Annotated in this window: 16 protein-coding genes; 12 read left to right on the forward strand and 4 right to left on the reverse strand. The window is 67.3% G+C overall.

From position 1 onward, the window contains the following. Nucleotides 1–2,196, reverse strand: a 2,196-nt coding sequence (locus AWC08_RS13055; protein WP_085087863.1) for a PE family protein, incomplete at its 3' end; no start/stop codon positions are given. A 278-nt stretch (nucleotides 2,197–2,474) separates the two neighbouring features. Here AWC08_RS13055 and aroC point away from each other — a divergent pair. The 4 genes from aroC to aroQ are packed head-to-tail and all read left to right on the forward strand — an operon-like array spanning nucleotide 2,475 to nucleotide 5,717. Further along, complete coding sequence (gene aroC / locus AWC08_RS13060; protein ID WP_069433830.1) at nucleotides 2,475–3,683, forward strand: chorismate synthase; 1,209 nt, start codon at nucleotides 2,475–2,477, stop codon at nucleotides 3,681–3,683. Nucleotides 3,684–3,688: 5 nt separating this feature from the next. Next, nucleotides 3,689–4,213, forward strand: coding sequence for a shikimate kinase (locus tag AWC08_RS13065; protein WP_065136031.1), 525 nt, complete (start codon nucleotides 3,689–3,691; stop codon nucleotides 4,211–4,213). Beyond that, the gene (gene aroB, locus AWC08_RS13070) at nucleotides 4,210–5,295 is read left to right on the forward strand and encodes a 3-dehydroquinate synthase (protein ID WP_065136032.1); all 1,086 of its coding nucleotides are present in this window, start codon (nucleotides 4,210–4,212) and stop codon (nucleotides 5,293–5,295) included. Before AWC08_RS13065 ends, aroB begins: the two co-directional genes overlap by 4 nt. Then, nucleotides 5,292–5,717: a type II 3-dehydroquinate dehydratase gene (aroQ, locus tag AWC08_RS13075; RefSeq protein WP_065136033.1), complete on the forward strand. Its 426-nt coding sequence runs from the start codon at nucleotides 5,292–5,294 to the stop codon at nucleotides 5,715–5,717. The genes aroB and aroQ overlap by 4 nt, the downstream gene beginning before the upstream one ends. On the opposite strand, the gene AWC08_RS13080 is transcribed toward aroQ, so the two are convergent. Continuing rightward, nucleotides 5,718–6,476, reverse strand: a complete 759-nt coding sequence (locus tag AWC08_RS13080; protein WP_065136034.1) for a B-4DMT family transporter — start codon at nucleotides 6,474–6,476, stop codon at nucleotides 5,718–5,720. Between the two features lie 33 nt (nucleotides 6,477–6,509). Here AWC08_RS13080 and AWC08_RS13085 point away from each other — a divergent pair, with 33 nt between their 5' ends. The 7 genes from AWC08_RS13085 (at nucleotide 6,510) to AWC08_RS13115 (ending at nucleotide 14,125) form a co-directional block, all read left to right on the forward strand. Further along, on the forward strand, nucleotides 6,510–7,619 hold the full coding sequence (locus AWC08_RS13085) for a M24 family metallopeptidase (protein WP_065136035.1): 1,110 nt from the start codon (nucleotides 6,510–6,512) through the stop codon (nucleotides 7,617–7,619). 15 nt (nucleotides 7,620–7,634) lie between these two features. Continuing rightward, nucleotides 7,635–8,198: an elongation factor P gene (efp, locus tag AWC08_RS13090; protein ID WP_065136036.1), complete on the forward strand. Its 564-nt coding sequence runs from the start codon at nucleotides 7,635–7,637 to the stop codon at nucleotides 8,196–8,198. A gap of 2 nt (nucleotides 8,199–8,200) precedes the next feature. Next, nucleotides 8,201–8,707 (forward strand): transcription antitermination factor NusB, encoded by a 507-nt coding sequence (nusB, locus tag AWC08_RS13095; RefSeq protein ID WP_065136037.1) that lies wholly within the window; start codon nucleotides 8,201–8,203, stop codon nucleotides 8,705–8,707. Further along, nucleotides 8,704–9,108, forward strand: a complete 405-nt coding sequence (locus AWC08_RS13100) for an antitermination protein NusB (protein WP_065136038.1) — start codon at nucleotides 8,704–8,706, stop codon at nucleotides 9,106–9,108. Before nusB ends, AWC08_RS13100 begins: the two co-directional genes overlap by 4 nt. Before the next feature lie 103 nt (nucleotides 9,109–9,211). Further along, a complete protein-coding gene (locus tag AWC08_RS13105) occupies nucleotides 9,212–9,649 on the forward strand; it encodes a DUF6636 domain-containing protein (protein ID WP_232007842.1) in 438 nt (145 codons plus the stop codon). Nucleotides 9,650–9,670: 21 nt separating this feature from the next. Continuing rightward, nucleotides 9,671–12,511: an aminotransferase class I/II-fold pyridoxal phosphate-dependent enzyme gene (locus AWC08_RS13110; RefSeq protein ID WP_065136039.1), complete on the forward strand. Its 2,841-nt coding sequence runs from the start codon at nucleotides 9,671–9,673 to the stop codon at nucleotides 12,509–12,511. A 249-nt stretch (nucleotides 12,512–12,760) separates the two neighbouring features. Then, entirely contained in the window at nucleotides 12,761–14,125 is a 1,365-nt protein-coding gene (locus tag AWC08_RS13115) for a DUF3592 domain-containing protein (protein ID WP_065136040.1), read from the forward strand. 75 nt (nucleotides 14,126–14,200) lie between these two features. On the opposite strand, the gene AWC08_RS13120 is transcribed toward AWC08_RS13115, so the two are convergent. Together AWC08_RS13120 and AWC08_RS13125 are read right to left on the reverse strand one after the other, a co-directional pair. Continuing rightward, on the reverse strand, nucleotides 14,201–14,752 hold the full coding sequence (locus AWC08_RS13120) for a GNAT family N-acetyltransferase (RefSeq protein ID WP_065136041.1): 552 nt from the start codon (nucleotides 14,750–14,752) through the stop codon (nucleotides 14,201–14,203). Further along, nucleotides 14,749–15,957, reverse strand: coding sequence for a serine hydrolase domain-containing protein (locus AWC08_RS13125; RefSeq protein ID WP_065136042.1), 1,209 nt, complete (start codon nucleotides 15,955–15,957; stop codon nucleotides 14,749–14,751). Before AWC08_RS13125 ends, AWC08_RS13120 begins: the two co-directional genes overlap by 4 nt. A gap of 394 nt (nucleotides 15,958–16,351) precedes the next feature. On the opposite strand from AWC08_RS13125, the gene AWC08_RS13130 reads away from it, so the two are divergent. After that, nucleotides 16,352–17,209, forward strand: coding sequence for an LppX_LprAFG lipoprotein (locus AWC08_RS13130; RefSeq protein ID WP_065136043.1), 858 nt, complete (start codon nucleotides 16,352–16,354; stop codon nucleotides 17,207–17,209). Nucleotides 17,210–17,475: the final 266 nt, after the last annotated feature.

A 17,475-nucleotide genomic window follows, 5' to 3' on the forward strand; every position in this document is an offset into this window, starting at 1 on the left:
GCCCCCGGCACCGCCGTTGCCACCCGCCCCGCCGGGTGTGGCGGCGGCACCGCCCGCGCCGCCGTGACCGCCGTTCCCGCCGGCGCCGACGGTGCCTCCGGATCCGCCACTGCCGCCGTTCCCGTCCTGTCCGGCATTTCCGCCGTTTCCGCCGTTCCCGCTGGCGCCGCTGCCTTGCTGGGCAGTGCGGCTCTGGCCGTTGCCGCCGGTCCCGCCGTCACCACCGGTTCCTCCGGCCCCGCCGCCGGCGCCGCTGCCGCCGTCGCCGCCGTCACCCCCGGCTCCGACCGCTCCGCCCTTGCCGCCGTTGCCGCCGGCGCCCGCACCAGCGGCGTTGCCGCCGTTACCACCGTTACCGCCGGCCGCACCATTGCCGCCGTTTCCGCCAGCACCGCCAGTGCCCGCCCCCAGGGCGCCACCACCCCTTCCGCCGCTGCCGCCGGCACCCGAGCTGCCGCCCGTGCCGCCGGCGCCGCCGTCTCCGGCTCCGACGGCTGACGCACCGGCGCCTCCATTGCCGCCCGCTCCCGCGTGACCCCCGTCACCGCCGTCACCGCCGTTGCCGGAGTGGCTGCCGCCGGTGCCGCCGTTGCCGCCCGCACCGCCGTGACCGCCGTTGGTGCCGTCCGCGCCTGGTCCGGCCACGGGGCCGGGAAGGCCGATGGGGGTGGCGGTGCCGCCGCCGTTCGTACCGGACAGGATCCCGCCGGTGGCACCTCCGCTGGTGGCGTCGCCTCCGCCACCAACCTGACCGCCGCTGGCTTGACCGCCGGTACCGCCGCTGCCGCCGATCGAATCGGTGACGGTGCCGTTGGCTCCGGCGGTTCCGGCGCTGCCGTTGCCGCCCTTGCCGCCGTTGCCGCCGTTGCCATAATTGCCCGCGGCGCCGCCGTCGCCGCCTTTGCCGCCATTGACGCCGGCCGCCGTGCCTGTTGCAGCGTCGTAGCCGGCCCCGCCGTTTCCGCCGTCGCCGCCGGTGCCGTGCGCTCCGGTGAGACCAGCGACCCCGCTCAAAGCGGTGTGGGCCCCGATCGCACCCGCAGCGCCACCCAGGCCCCCCATCCCGACATTGCCGCCGGCCCCGCCGTTGCCTCCAGCGCCGTCGTTCATTCCCACGACTCCGACCGCACCTGACCCGCCGTTGCCCGCGTTTCCGCCGGTACCGCCCGCCCCGCCGTTGCCGGCGTATCCCCGCTGGCCGGGATGACCGATGGTCGACGTTCCACCGGCGCCGCCGTTCCCGCCCGCGCCGCCGGCTCCGCCACTGCCGCCGTTACCGCCGTCGGTCCCGCTGCCGCCCGCCGCGCTGGCGTCCACACCGGCGAGGCCGTGGCCGCCTGCTCCGCCGGCTCCACCGGCGCCGCCCGCGCCACCGTCCCCGGCATACCCCGACACCCTCCCACCGGCTCCGCCGCGGCCGCCATCCCCGCCGTTCCCTCCGACGCCGCCGTCAGCGCCAGAACCGCCCGCCACGGTTGCCGACGCACCCGCCTTTCCGCTGGCTCCGGCCCCACCCTGCCCGCCGGCTCCGCCGTTGCCGTACTGACCGGCCGCACCGCCGTCCCCGCCGCGGCCGCCCACCATGTTCGCCGAGGTCGCCGCGCCCCCCGCACCACCGGCGCCGCCATTGCCGATGAACGATCCGCCCCGCCCGCCGGCACCGCCGGCAGCGCCCGCGCCACCGGCGCCGCCCCGCCCTCCATTGCCGATCAGCCCGGCGGCACCGCCCGCTCCACCGGCCATCCCGGCGACCGTGCCGGCCGCGCCGTTGCCGCCGTTGCCGAATAACAAGCCGCCCGGACTGCCGGCCTGTCCGGGTGCTTTTCCGTCCGCCCCATTGCCGATCAGCGGGCGTCCCGTCACCGCCGCAGCGGGGGCATTGACCGCGCCGAGCAGAGCCTCCAGCGGTGAGGCGTTGGTGACCTCAGCAGTGGCGTACGCGGCGGCGGCATCACTGAGCGCGACGACGAATCGGGCCCGCAACGCGTCGGCCCGGGCGCTGAGCGCCTCGTATTCCCGGGCGTAGCCGGTGAACAACGACGCGATGGCCGTCGACACTTCGTCCTGAGCTGCCGCGGCCAAACTGGTGGTCCGCGAAGCTGCTGCCGCATTGGCCGCGGTGACCGCCGAACCAATGCCGCTCAGATCGCCCGCCGCTGTCGCCAATGACGCCGGTGCCACTACCGCAAATGACATGAGATCTCCCGCCGAGCCGATGCCTGGCCCTGAGAGTGGCGGGCGGGTCCTGAGCAACGGTGGGATAAAGATGGAATCGCCAGCTAGAGAGCCCTGGAGAGCTGGAAATGGGTAGCCGTGCCGCCGTCGAGACTGAACTTTCGCAGCCGAAACGCGAGTGGCGGCCTGCAATTTTTCAGGGTCGGCGAACGAAGTGACCGGATTCCCCGTACGAAACGTCAAATGCCTGGTCACGGGTGCGGATCGGGGCATGGCCGCGCACGTGGGAAGATGTTCGGGTGTTGCGCTGGATCACTGCCGGGGAATCCCATGGCCGCGCGTTGGTGGCCATGGTCGAGGGCATGGTCGCCGGCGTCGAGGTGACGTCCACCGAGATCGCCGACGAGCTGGCCCGCCGCCGCCTCGGTTACGGCCGCGGCGCCCGGATGAAGTTCGAGCGTGACGCGGTGACCATGTTGTCCGGGGTGCGCCACGGCGTCACCCTGGGCGGCCCCATCGCGATCGAGATCGGCAACACCGAGTGGCCGAAGTGGGAAACCGTGATGGCCCCCGACCCCGTCGACCCGTCGCTGCTGGCAGACAGCGCGCGCAATGAACCCCTGACCCGCCCCCGGCCGGGGCATGCCGACTACGCGGGCATGCTCAAGTACGGCTTCGACGACGCCCGTCCGGTGCTGGAGCGCGCCAGCGCCCGCGAGACCGCCGCACGCGTCGCGGCCGGCACTGTCGCGCGGGCCTTTCTGCGTCAGGCGCTCGGCGTCGAGGTGCTCTCGCACGTCATCTCAATCGGTGCGTCGACTCCGTATGACGGCCCGCCGCCGCGGCCGGAAGACCTGGCCGCCATCGACGCCAGCCCGGTCCGGGCATATGACCAAGAGGCCGAGAAGTCCATGATCACCGAGATCGAGGCGGCCAAGAAGGACGGCGACACCCTCGGAGGCGTCGTGGAGGTGGTGGCGTCGGGTCTGCCGGTCGGCCTCGGTTCGTTCACCAGCGGTGACAACCGGCTCGACAGTCAACTGGCCGCCGCCGTGATGGGCATCCAGGCGATCAAGGGCGTCGAGATCGGCGACGGGTTCGAAACGGCCCGGCGCCGCGGCAGCCGCGCGCACGACGAGATGTATCCCGGGCCCGACGGAGTGGTGCGTTCCACCAATCGGGCCGGCGGACTCGAAGGCGGGATGACCAACGGCCAGCCGCTGCGGGTGCGCGCGGCGATGAAGCCGATCTCGACCGTGCCGCGGGCTCTGGCCACCGTCGACATGGCTACCGGCGACGAGGCCGTCGCCATCCACCAGCGATCGGACGTGTGCGCGGTGCCCGCTGCCGGAGTGGTCGTCGAAACCATGGTCGCGCTGGTTCTGGCCCGCGCGGCGCTGGAAAAGTTCGGTGGCGATTCGCTGACGGAAACCCGCCGCAACATCGCGTCCTACCTGCGCACGGTCGCCGACCGGGAGGCGCCGGCCACCCGGGCTGCCGGAAGCTAGCGCAGGTGGCTCCCAGGGCGGTACTCGTGGGCTTGCCGGGTTCCGGCAAGTCGACCATCGGTCGGCGGTTGTCCAAGGCGCTCGGGGTCAGCCTGCTGGACACCGACGCCGCGATCGAGGAGCGGACCGGTCGCACAATCGCCGACATCTTCGCCACCGACGGCGAGGCCGAGTTCCGGCGCATCGAGGAGGAGGTGATCCGTGCGGCGCTCGAGGAGCACGACGGCGTGCTGTCGCTGGGCGGCGGCGCGGTCACCAGTCCCGGGGTGTGCGCGGCGCTGGCCGGACACACCGTGGTCTACCTCGAGATCAGCGCCGCCGAAGGGGTGCGGCGCACCGGCGGCAACACGGTGCGGCCACTGCTGGCCGGGCCCGACCGCGCCGAGAAGTTCCGAGAACTGATGTCCAAACGCATCCCGCTGTACCGCCGTGTCGCGACCATCCGGGTGGACACCAACCGTCGCAACCCCGGCGCGGTGGTCCGCTACATCGTGTCGCGGCTGCAAACCCAGGTAGAGGCCACCAAATGACTGACAACGCACCGGTTACCGTCGAGGTAGCCGTGGATCCGCCGTACCCCGTGGTGATCGGCACCGAGCTGCTCGACGAGCTGGCCAAGCTGCTGGCCGGGCGGCACAAGGTCGCCATCGTGCATCAGCCGGTGTTGGCGCACACCGCCGAGGAAATACGGACCCGCCTGGCCGACAGCGGGATTGACGCGCACCGGGTGGAAATTCCGGACGCCGAAGCGGGTAAAGAGCTGCCCGTCGTGGGCTTTATCTGGGAAGTGTTGGGCCGCATAGGTATTGGACGCAAGGACGCGCTGGTCAGCCTGGGGGGCGGGGCCGCCACCGACGTCGCCGGGTTCGCGGCGGCCACCTGGCTGCGCGGTGTGTCGATAGTGCACGTGCCGACCACGCTGCTCGGCATGGTCGACGCGGCCGTCGGCGGCAAGACCGGCATCAATACCGAGGCGGGCAAGAACCTGGTCGGCGCGTTCCATCAGCCGCTGGCCGTCCTGGTTGATCTGTCGACACTGAAGACGTTGCCGCGCAACGAGATAGTCGCGGGGATGGCCGAGGTGGTCAAGGCCGGATTCATCGCCGACCCGGTGATTCTGGACCTGATCGAGGCCGACCCGCAGGCGGCGCTGGATCCCGACGGCGACGTGTTGCCGGAACTGGTCCGGCGCGCGATCGCCGTGAAAGCCGAAGTGGTCGCGGCCGACGAGAAGGAATCGGAACTCCGCGAAATCCTCAACTACGGTCACACATTGGCGCATGCGATCGAGCGCCGCGAGCGTTACCAGTGGCGGCACGGCGCCGCGGTGTCGGTCGGCCTGGTATTCGCGGCGGAGTTGGCCCGGCTCACCGGCCGCCTCGACGACGCCACCGCCGCGCGTCACCGCGACATCCTCACCGCACTGGGCCTGCCGGTCAGCTATGACCCCGACGCGCTGCCGCAGTTGCTGGAATACATGGCCGGAGACAAGAAAACGCGCGCGGGTGTGTTGCGGTTCGTGGTGCTGGACGGGCTGGCCAAGCCGGGCCGGCTGGTGGGACCCGACCCCGGTCTGCTCGTGACGGCCTACGCCGGAGTCTGCGCGCCGTGACCATCAACGTCATCAATGGCCCGAACCTGGGCCGCCTCGGTAAGCGCGAACCCACCGTGTACGGCAGTACCACTCACGACGACCTGGTGGCCCTGATCGAGTCCGAAGCCGCCGAGCTCGGTCTGAAAGTGGTTGTCCGGCAGAGCGACAGTGAAGCCGAACTGCTGGACTGGATTCACCGGGCGGCGGACGCGTCGGAACCGGTGATACTCAACGCAGGCGGTCTGACGCACACCTCGGTGGCCCTGCGCGATGCCTGCGCGGAGTTGAGTGCACCGCTGATCGAGGTGCACATCTCCAATGTGCATGCGCGCGAAGAGTTTCGGCACCACTCGTACCTCAGCCCGGTGGCGACCGGGGTGATCGTCGGACTGGGAGTGCAGGGCTATCTGCTGGCCCTGCGCTACCTGGCGGCTACCTAGCTACTTTTTGTCCGGCTTGTCGAGGTTGATCACCTCGGTCTTGGCGTCACTGCTGTGATCGCCGGTACGGATGACCTCGGTCTTGTCCTCGTGACCGTGGTTGCCGGTGCGGATCACTTCGGTCTTGGCGTCGTCGCGGTGGTCGCCGGTGCGGATGACCTCGGTGGGTTCCTCACGTTCCACCGTCGCGACAGAAGAGGTTCGTTCCTCGGTTTGGGCGCCCCGGCCCTGTCGCGGAATTTCTCCGGTGGGGCTGTCGTCCTCCCGCACCGCGGAGAACACGTCGGTGTCAGCGGAGCGGTCGCGGTTCGGGTCATGGTCGGGCCGCTCGACCGGGGGAGCGTTGCGGTCGATGCGCCAGCGGCCGATCGCCACGCCGACGATCGCGAACAGGAACACGATCAGCGCGGTGAATGCCGCAAAGGTAGTTAGCTCGTTGAGCAAACCGCCGGTGTAGATGCCCTTGTAGAACAAGGCGATGATCCATGACACCAGGCCGCTGACCACACCGGCCACCAGTCCGCTCAGCAACCACACCATGGCGAGGTCTTCACGACGGTCCGGGTCCGGGTTCGCCTTGGCATCGGCGCGACCGTCGAAATACCCCCACACCGCGGCACAGATGATGAAGACCGTCAGGAGCACCACGCTGATCAGCGCCGACTGGGTCTGCCACGCGTTGATCAGCGCCCCTTGAAACAGGCGAAGAACGACCATCCCGGCGGCAAAGACCAATCCACGCAGCATCCACTTGTTCATGGGCAAACAGCGTAGCGAGTACGGTCAAGGGTCGTGACACATTCCCAGCGCCGACACAACCTCAAAACCAAAATCAGTGCCGCAGGACTGGACGCGATGCTGGTCACGGACCTGATAAATGTGCGGTATCTATCCGGCTTCAGCGGATCCAACGGCGCGTTGCTGGTGTTTGCTGACGACCGCGAGGCCGTGCTGGCCACCGACGGCCGGTACCGCACCCAGGCGGCGCAGCAGGCACCTGACCTGGAGGTGGCCATCGAGCGTGCCGTGGGCCGTTATCTGGCCGGCCGGGCCGGGCGTGACGACGTCGGAAAACTGGGCTACGAAAGCCATGTGGTCACCGTCGACGGCTTGGACGCGCTGGCCGGTGAACTGGAGGGCCGCAACACCGAACTGGTGCGGGCGTCGGGAACGGTGGAGACCCTGCGCGAGATCAAAGACGCCGGTGAGCTGGCGCTGTTGCGGCTCGCCTGTGAAGCCGCCGACGCGGCGCTGGCCGACCTGGTGGAGCGCGGCGGGCTGCGGCCGGGCCGCACCGAGCGTGAGGTGAGCCGCGAACTGGAAGGCTTGATGCTCGATCACGGCGCCGACGCGATCTCCTTCGAGACGATCGTCGCGGCCGGGCCCAATTCGGCAATCCCGCACCACCGGCCCTCCGACGCGGTGCTTACGTCGGGGGACTTCGTCAAGATTGACTTCGGCGCGTTGGTCGCGGGCTATCACTCCGACATGACCCGCACCTTCGTGCTGGGAAACGCCGCCGACTGGCAACTGGAGATTTACGAGCTGGTCGCGGAGGCCCAACGAGCGGGCCGGGAGGCGCTGCACCCGGGCGCTGAGTTGCGCGATGTCGACGGCGCCGCGCGGCAGGTGATCGCCGACGCGGGTTACGGCGATCACTTCGGCCACGGCCTGGGACACGGAGTCGGCCTGCAGATACACGAAGCGCCGGGCATCGGAGCGACATCCGCCGGTACACTACTTGCGGGCTCCGTGGTGACGGTGGAGCCCGGCGTTTATTTACCCGGCCGTGGCGGTGTCCGCATCGAGGACACGCTGGTGGTGCCAAGCGACACCCCGCACCACCCCGGGCAGACCCCGGAATTGTTGACCCGGTTCCCCAAGGAACTGGCCATTTTGTAGGAGATTTAAAAGAACGTGGCGACCACTGCTGACTTCAAGAACGGACTTGTCCTGGTCATCGACGGCCAGCTGTGGACCATCACCGAGTTCCAGCACGTCAAACCCGGCAAAGGTCCCGCCTTTGTGCGGACCAAGCTGAAGAACGTGCTGTCCGGCAAGGTCGTGGACAAGACCTACAACGCCGGCGTCAAGGTCGACACGGCGACTGTCGACCGGCGCGACACCACCTACCTCTACCGCGACGGTTCGGACTTCGTGTTCATGGACAGCCAGGACTATGAGCAGCACCCGCTGCCGGAGTCGCTGGTCGGCGACGCCGCCCGGTTCTTGCTGGAAGGTCTGCCGGTGCAGGTCGCGTTCCACAACGGCGCGCCGCTCTACATCGAGCTCCCGGTATCCGTCGAACTCGTCGTCTCCCACACCGAGCCCGGCTTGCAGGGCGACCGGTCCAGTGCGGGCACCAAGCCGGCCACCGTGGAAACGGGCGCGGAAATCCAGGTGCCGTTGTTCATCAACACCGGTGACAAGCTCAGGGTGGACACCCGCGACGGCAGCTACCTGGGGCGGGTCAACACCTGACCATGCCAGAGGACAAAGCGAGCAAACAGCGGCCCACCCGGCCCGCGCGGCCCTTTAAAGGCCGGCATCTGGCGCGTAAAGGCGCCGTCGACCTGCTGTTCGAGGCAGAGGCCCGCGGGCTGAGCCCGGTGGAGATGGTCGATCTACGCACCGCGCTGGCCCAGTCGAATCCGGACGTGACCCCGCTGCTTCCGTACGCGGCGGTCGTCGCACGCGGCGTCGCCGAGCACGCGGCGCACATCGATGAGCTGATCACCTCGCACCTGCAGTCATGGACGCTGGACCGCCTTCCCGCGGTCGACCGCGCGATTCTGCGGGTTGCCGTCTGGGAATTGCTGTATGCCGACGACGTTCCCGAACCGGTCGCCGTGGACGAGGCGGTGGAGTTGGCCAAGGAACTGTCCACCGACGAGTCCCCTAGTTTCGTCAACGGCGTACTAGGCCAGGTGATGCTGGTAACGCCGCAGATCCGCGCGGCCGCCCAGGCTGTCCGAGGGGGTGCCTCATGACCCGGCTCGAGCTGCGTGTCGTCCTGGCCGTCCTGGCGGCGGTGACGGTGGTCGTGGGAGCGGTGATCAGTGCCGCATTCGGCTGGACCATCGTCGCCTCGGTGCTGGCCATCTTCGGGCTGGGCGTGGGTGCCGCGGTGTATCACACGGTCGAACGGCTGATTCTGGCCCGCCGCATCAGTACCGTGCGCACGGCCGCCAAGCCGCTGCAGCCACTACTGCCGGTGATGGCCGCCATCATGGGCCTGACCCAGGGTGTGGTGCGCTCCCTCGGCGACGTCACCGACCTTCCCGGCAAGCGTTTCGAGCTGCCCCAGCTGCCGCTGTTCAAGTGGATGGAAAACCCGCTCGGCAAAGGCAATCGGCAGATCATCGACAGCGACGACGAGCTGGACGGCTGATCCTCTGCCCGGTCGGGCCAACCAACATTCCCGATCGAAATCATCGCGCTTTGCGCGCGGGCGCGACAGAATGGCCGTTGGTTACAACGGAAAGCTGTCGACAGTGAAGTCAATCATTGCCATGGTCATGCTGACCTCCGCCGCGTCGGCGCTGGCAGTCTTGGCCCCGGCGCAAGCGCATGCCGACGGCTTCGACTTCTTCCAGACGCCGTCGGGGAACATCGACTGTGCGATGGGTCTGTTGGACGGTTCGGCCCTCGTCGAGTGCGAGATCAGCGACCACACCTGGTCGGCACCGGCGCGCCCGAATCCCTGCATGGGAGCCTTCGGCGACCGGATCAGCATGCGGCAGGGCAGTGCGGCCAGGTTGACCTGCCACGGCGATACCGTGCGAGGAACCGGATACCCGGTGCTGCAATACGGTCAGACGCGCTCACTGAACTCGGTAACCTGCGAAAGTCAGCAATCGGGCATCACGTGTACCGACACCGGGACCGGCCACTTCTTCCAACTTTCCCGCGATACCTACGAGCTGCACTGACGCTCGAGAACAGGTGACGACATGAACCGAGACAGCGCCCGCACCAGACGGCTTCGCGTGTCCGCCCTTGCGGCGGTAGCCAATCCGTCGTACACGCGGGTTGACACCTGGAATCTGCTCGACGACGCCTGCCGTCACCTGGCCGAGGTGGACCTGGCCGGACTGGACAAGACCCACGACCTGGCCAAGGTGAAGCGGTTGATGGACCGCATCGGCGCCTACGAGCGGTACTGGCTGTACCCCGGCGCGGCGAACTTGGCCACCTTCCGGGAACACCTGGAAAGCCTGTCCACGGTGCGCCTCGCCGAGGAGGTGTCGCTGGCGGTACGGCTGCTCTCCGAATACGGCGACCGCACAGCCTTATTCGACCTTTCGGCGCCACTGGCCGATCAGGAGCTGGTAGCCCAGGCCAAACAGCAGCAGTTCTACACCGTGCTGCTGGCCGACGATTCCCCTTGCACCGCACCGGATTGCCTGGCCGAAGCGCTGCGCGCACTGCGCACCGCGTCCGAAGACATTCAGTTCGAGGTCCTCATCGCACCCAGCGTGGAGGACGCCATCACGGCGGTGGCGCTCAACGGTGAGATCCAGGCCGCGGTCATCCGCCACGACCTGCCGCTGCGTTCGCGCGACCGGGTGCCGTTGATGAACACGCTGCTGGGCGCCAACGACGACACTTCGATATCCAGGGTGTCCGACCGCTCGCACGACTGGGTCGAGTGCGGCGAGTGGATCCGCGAACTGCGGCCCCACATCGACCTTTATCTGCTTACCGACGAGTCGATCGCGGCGGGCACCGACGACGAGCCCGACGTCTACGACCGCACCTTCTACCGGCTCAACGACGTCACGGATCTTTACAGCACGGTGATCGCCGGGCTCCGAAACCGGTTCTCCACGCCGTTTTTCGACGCCTTGCGGGCCTACGCGTCGGCGCCGGTCGGTCAGTTTCACGCGCTGCCCGTAGCGCGCGGCGCCAGCATCTTCAACTCGAAGTCGTTGCAGGACATGGGCGAGTTCTACGGCCGCAACATCTTCATGGCCGAAACATCCACCACCTCAGGTGGATTGGACTCGCTGCTGGACCCGCACGGCAACATCAAGAAGGCGATGGACAAGGCGGCGGTCACCTGGAACGCCAACCACACCTATTTCGTGACCAACGGAACCTCAACCGCCAACAAGATCGTCGTGCAGTCGTTGACCCGGCCGGGCGACATCGTGCTCATCGACCGGAACTGCCATAAATCCCATCACTACGGCCTGGTGCTGGCCGGGGCGTACCCCCGTTATCTGGAGTCCTACGCACTGCCACAGTTCGCCATTTACGGTGCGGTGCCGCTGAGCACCATCAAGAAGGCGCTGCTGGATCTGGAGGCGGCCGGGCACTTGGACAAGGTGCGCATGCTGCTGCTCACCAACTGCATCTTCGACGGTGTCGTGTACAACCCGCGGCGGGTGATGGAGGAGGTGCTGGCCATCAAGCCGGACATCGTCTTCCTGTGGGACGAGGCCTGGTACGCGTTCGCCACCGCGGTGCCCTGGGCCCGGCAGCGCACCGCGATGGTGTCGGCCGAGCGTCTCGAGCAGATGCTGTCGTCACCGGAATACGCTCAGGAATACCGGGATTGGCAGGCCTCGATGGAAGGGGTCGCGCGCGAAGAGTGGGCCAACCACCGGCTGCTGCCAGACCCCGCCAAGGCCCGGGTTCGGGTGTACGCGACCCACTCCACTCACAAGTCTCTGTCGGCGTTCCGGCAGGCTTCGATGATCCACGTCCGCGATCAGGACTTCAACGCGCTGGCCCGCGACGCGTTCGGTGAGGCGTTCCTCACGCACACTTCGACATCGCCGAACCAGCAACTGCTGGCGTCGCTGGATCTGGCCCGCCGCCAGGTCGACATCGAGGGCTTCCAGCTGGTCCGGCAGACCTACGATATGGCGCTGGTGTTCCGGCACCGGGTCCGCAAAGACCGCTTGATCAGCAAGTGGTTCCGCATCCTCGACGAGTCCGACCTGGTGCCCGAGGAGTACCGGGCATCCCATGTCAGCTCCTACCGCGAAGTCAGGCAGGGCGCGCTGGATGAGTGGAACGAGGCCTGGCGCTCGGATCAATTCGTGCTGGACCCGACGCGGGTCACGCTGTTCCTCGGCAAGACCGGGATGAACGGATACGACTTCCGCGAGAAGATCCTGATGGACCGCTTCGGCATCCAGATCAACAAGACGTCGATCAACAGCGTGTTGCTGATCTTCACCATCGGCGTCACCTGGTCCAGCGTCCACCATCTACTCGACGTGCTGCGCCGGGTGGCCACCGACTTCGACCGCACCCAGGCCGCCGCCAGTGCCGCCGACTGGAAACTGCACGAGCGCCGGGTCGAGGAGATCACCGAAGACCTGCCGCACCTGCCCGACTTCAGCCAATTCGACGTGGCGTTCCGCCCCGACGAGGGCAGCGTGTACGGCGACACCCGGTCGGCCTTCTACGCCGGCTACGAGGAGAAGGACCGCGAATACGTGCTGATCGGCACGGCGGGGCGACGCATCGCCGAGGGAAAGACGTTGGTGTCCACCACATTCGTGGTGCCGTACCCGCCGGGCTTCCCGGTGCTGGTGCCGGGTCAGGTGGTGTCCAAGGAGATCGTGTACTTCCTGGCCCAGCTCGACGTCAAAGAGATCCACGGCTACAACCACGAGCTCGGTTTGTCGGTGTTCACCCAGGAGGCGCTGGCCCGCATGGAGGCCGCGCGCGCCGCCGTCACCCGCGCCACCAAAGCGTCGGGCAATGGGTCGTCCGAGTCGGCTCGGGCGCCCGAAGCGCCGCTGGTGGCCAATGAGCATACGGTTCCGGTGAACTGAGGGGATTGGCGGTCGCTCTCGGCAGATTGAGATCTCGCCAGTCTCCCCATCGCTCCTGGGCTGCAACCGTTAGATCGGCGAACACGTTGTCCTGCTTCGCGTTCGACGGACAACGTGGCCTATGTCCGGGGCGATGCCCGGCGGGTGTCGGCATCGGTGTCGCGCAATTCGTCAGCTTCTGACAGAAGTGGTCACCGTTCCGGCCGGGGAGGTGCGACCATTGAGCGCACCGGTTTCGAGAGGTCTGGGATGAGAAACCTGCCGTATCTCATCGTGGGTGTCATCACCACGCTGGTTGGCGTGTGGATTCTTGTCAAAGCTGTTCGGGAGATGCGACTGGCAGCGCGCACCCGTACGTGGCCGACCGTGCCAGGTTGCGTGACGCACGCAGAGGTCGTGTCCGACGACGGCAGTGAAGTCTTTGAGGTCGAGTACCGCTTTGAGGTCGCGGGTGTTCGACACCGCGGTGACGTCCTCCAATTTGGCCATCCGCAGAAATCGAGCGCGATAGACCAGGAGCTGGTGGATCGCTACGCGGTTGGAACCGAGGTGGAGGTCCATTACGATCCGGCCGACCCCGCGACGGCAGTCTTGATTCCCGGTGGTGGGCGCAAGATCTATTCGAGGGCAGGTTACGCGGTGGCGTACCTTGCCGTCGGATTATTTTTCACGGCGACGACGATTCGACCAGTTCTGGCGCCCGAGGGACCCGAGGTGGCCGAGCAGACACCGTTGCCGAACGTGCCGTACTTCGCACTGAACAACCCCAGAGGCGTCGCGGTGGCTGCGGATGGTGCGGTGTATGTGTGCGACGGACCGCCCAAGACGTCGTGGACGCCGATCACGCCGATTGGGCCGCTGGGGCCGTCGCCGGTTCCGGGGCCGCCGGGACTACCGACAACGATGATGCCGATTCCGGGGATGCCGAATGCCCCGTCTGCACAGGCGGACGGTCGTGTACTTCGGCTGACGCCAGCCCTGACTGACGCCAAAAGTGAGGTGCCCCGAACTCTGCTGGCGTCGCCCAGCGGTCTGGCGATCGACACAAGCGGAAAGATGTACGTCACCGATCGTGGCCAACTGTGGGTGTACGCGTACTCCGCAGACTCGGGATTCACCGGGGCCACGCCCCTGCGTGGTACCACAGCAATCAACGTTGCGGTGGATTCGATTGGGACGGTGTACGTTACACAATCATCATCCGGCCGGGTGCTCAAACTGCCGGCCGAAGGCAGCACCGCGACCGAATTTTTCAGAGCCCCGGACGATGGTTGGGCGACCGACGTTGCGGTCGACAGCGCGGGCAACGTGTATGTCACCGACTCGAAAAACAGTCGGATATTCAGGATCGCGGTGGACGGCGTCCCGAGAGAGCTTCCGTTCCAGGGCATTTCGCATCCCGAGGGGGTGGCGGTGGACACCGCCGGCAACGTCTACGTCGTCGATGCGGGCAATCACCGAGTCATGAAGTTGAACACGAATTCGCCAGCCGCCACCGACTTGTTATTCGACGGGCTCACCGATCCCTACGATGTGGCAGTCGACACTGCCGGCAATGTGTTGGTCACCGACCAGGGAAGCAATTTCTTGCTCAAATTCCCGCCGCCGCAATGAGTCCGGCGGGTCCAGGGCATCGGAACGGTCGTCAATTTCGCCCCGCGCTCGGACCGCGTGCAGGAAGGGACGATCTCAGCGCAGGATCCTGGCGTAGATCAGGCTGTCGTGCGGGTCGGGTCCCATCGTCGGGTACACCGCGTGCCGGCGTAGCCGCCCTTCCAGGGCGAACCCAGCCCGCTGCAGCAGTCGCGCAGACCGGGCGTTGTCGACGTGGCAGGTCGCCCACACCCGGAACACGCTGGAGTCGGCCGCGAGCTCGGTCAGCACCGCCTTGAGCGCCTCGGACATGTAGCCCATGTCCCACCAGTTGCGGCCAAGGCAGTAGCCGATCTCGGCGGAGTGGCTGACCGGGCGGCGACAGCTGATCAGCCCGACGATGTCGCCGGTGCGGCGCAAGGTGATCACCCAGTTCCGGTCGTTCTTCGTCGAGATCAGCTGCTCGATGAGCACCCGGCGGGTCTCGAGGGCATCCGGATGGGCGGTCCACAGCAGAAACCGGGTGACTTCGGGATCACCGGACACACTCTCGAAGATCTCATCGGCGTCCTCCACCCCCGGCGGGCGCAGCACCAGCCGGGGGCATTCCAGATGCGTCGGCGGCAGTACGTAGGAGTAACCGCTCATAGCAGCGCGAGCGCGCGATAGGTGTGGCGGACGAAGTTGGGCTGCGCGGTTCGTAGTCGGGCCAGCACCGGGTTGCCCGCGACCGCCGCCGCGGCGTTGACGCTCAGGTCGGGACAGTACTGGATGAGGTACAGCAATATCAGGTCCGCGCTCGGATCGGCCTGCCACCACGTCCCGTACGCGCCGGGCCAGCTGAACGTGCCGATGCCGCCCGGCCCGAACAAGGGCGTGGCCCGGACGGGATCGGTGACCACCGACAGGTTCAGCCCGAACCCGCGTCCCACCCAGTACGGCGAGCCCAGGAAGTTGTGCCGTTTCTGGTCTTCGGTCAACCGGTCGGTGCGCATCTGGCGCACCGATTCCGTCGACAGCACCCTGACCCCGTCAATCAAGCCGTCGCCCAGCAACATTCGCACGAAGCGCAGGTAGTCGTCGGCGGTTGACCACAACCCGCCGCCGGCGTTGCAGAACGACGGCGGTTTGACGTGCGGAGGCCCCATCACGTCGTGGCGCAATCGGTCGTGCTCGTCGTGCCGGTACATGGTCGCCGCCCGTGGTCGCGACGCGGGTGTCACGAAGAAACCGGTGTCCGGCATCCCAGCCGGACCCAGCACCCGATCCTCGAACACCTCGTGGAGCGGCTTGCCGTCGATGCGGGACGCGATCACACCCAGCACGTCGATGGAGTGGCTGTAGGTCACCTTCTCTCCGGGCTGATGTACGAGGGGGAGCGCGGCCAGTTCGGACAACCACACGTCCGAACCCTGGTTGAACGGCAGCCGCAGATAGGCCCGCGCGATCGGCCCGGACACCGAGAAGCCGTAAGCCAGGCCGCTGGTGTGGGTGAGCAGATCTTCGATCACGATGGCGCGCCGGGCGGGATAGGTCCGCTCCAGCGGGCCGTGCGGGTCGTCGAGCACCCGCACGTTCGCGAGCTCCGGAACCCACCGGGCGATCGGATCGCTCAGCGCGAGTTTGCCTTCGTCGACCATGCTCATGATCACGGCCACGGTGACGGGCTTGGTCATGGAGGCGATACGAAACAGCGTGTCGCGCTGCATCGGCAGTTTCGCCTCGACATCGCGGTAGCCGATCTCGTTGACCTGCAACACTTCTCCGCGCTGCCAGACAACCGTGACCGCACCTGGTAGCAGCCCGGCATCGCAGACTTCACGGATTGCCGCCTGATTGCCGTCGAGGTTCACTGAAATGAGGTTAGACCCTCGAAGTAATCGGCAGGGAGGAGGGATCACCGGACTGCCGATGTGAATTTCTTGTGAACTCCGGCAAAGATCGGCGGGTCCCGAAGCGCTGGGCCGGACGCGGTGACAGTTACTTCTGAGAAGTGGTTTGCAGGGCACCGACGTCGTGTTACTGTCGCGCTCTCCGGCAAAAAGCAATCTGGGGAACGCGCTGTGAGGGCGGCGGCGTGCGGTTGACCGCACCGTCGCTGCTGGTGAACCAGGGTGCGGGTGTGCAGTCACCGAGATCCGCGACCGTTGGCCGGGGGCCGGATACCGGGCCCCGTTCATACCGTACGACGAAGGTAGCGACTCGCTGCTCAGCACCCCCGGTTGGATAACTCAGCAAAGGCTGGCCATGAATGGCTTGATGTCACAAGCGCAAATCTCCCACCGACCCCGTCGGCCCTCGGCTCCGGTTGTTGCGATCGTGTTCGCGGCAGCACTCGTCGCCGCAGTCGCCGGATGCGGACAGAAATCCTCAACTCCGACCTCCCAGACTTCAGGTTCATCGGGAACCTCGGCTGCGACGTCGTCCGGGGCGACTTCCGGAGCATCCGGAACCTCTGCGGCCCCGTCGCCGGAAGCGCAGCAACTCCTGCAGGACGCCTCGAAGGCGACCACTGCACTGCACTCAATTCATGTCAACCTGCAGACCACCAACATCACCACCTTGCCGATGGAAGCCGTCAACGCTGACGTGACCAACCAGCCGGAGGGCAACGGCCAGGCCGTCGGAGACGCCATGATCAGGCTGCAGCCCAAGACGCCTGCGGTAGCCAAGCAGTTCATCGTCACCAACAAGACGATGTACACCAAGAACGAGGCCGGGGCCTACACGTCGGTGGGGCCGGCGGACAAGATCTACGACCCGGGTGTCGTGCTGGACAAGGAGAAGGGCATCGGCGCGGTGATCGGCAAGGTCGCCAACCCGCAGGCCGGCGGCAGTGAAACGATCGACGGTGTAGCCACCACGAAGGTGACGGGGACCATCGACCCGGCGATCATCGACCCGCTGGTGCCGCAGATCGGCAAGGACGCCAAAGGCCCGCTCCCGGTGACCCTGTACGTCGCCGACGTGAAGGCGCCGGGCGCGCCGGGAACGCCGCCGAGTGCATACCTGGTCCGGATGGTCATTGACAAGGACCAGGGCCACGTCACGATCACGCTGTCCAATTGGGGAGCGCCGGTAACCATTCCGAACCCCGCCGGGTAGCAGGTTTCGGGACCACGGGACCACCACAAGTGAACTCCGGATTGAGGACCGGCCCGCAACTGCGGCATGCCGACAGCGGCCGCACTGCGGGCCGGTTCTCGTCCCTGGTTCGGCTCGACCGGCGGCGACGGGGGCGGCCTGCCGGCGGCACGGAAGATTCTGTCCACGCTCAGCTCGGGTGAGCGTGCTTGGCGCCGTGTGTTTTTGCGAGACGCACCTGCTTTGAGAATCCGCCGAGAATCCTTTGAGGCCGCGCTCTCACTATT

It is taken from the genome of Mycobacterium gordonae, from assembly GCF_002101675.1.
Lineage (GTDB): Bacteria > Actinomycetota > Actinomycetes > Mycobacteriales > Mycobacteriaceae > Mycobacterium > Mycobacterium gordonae.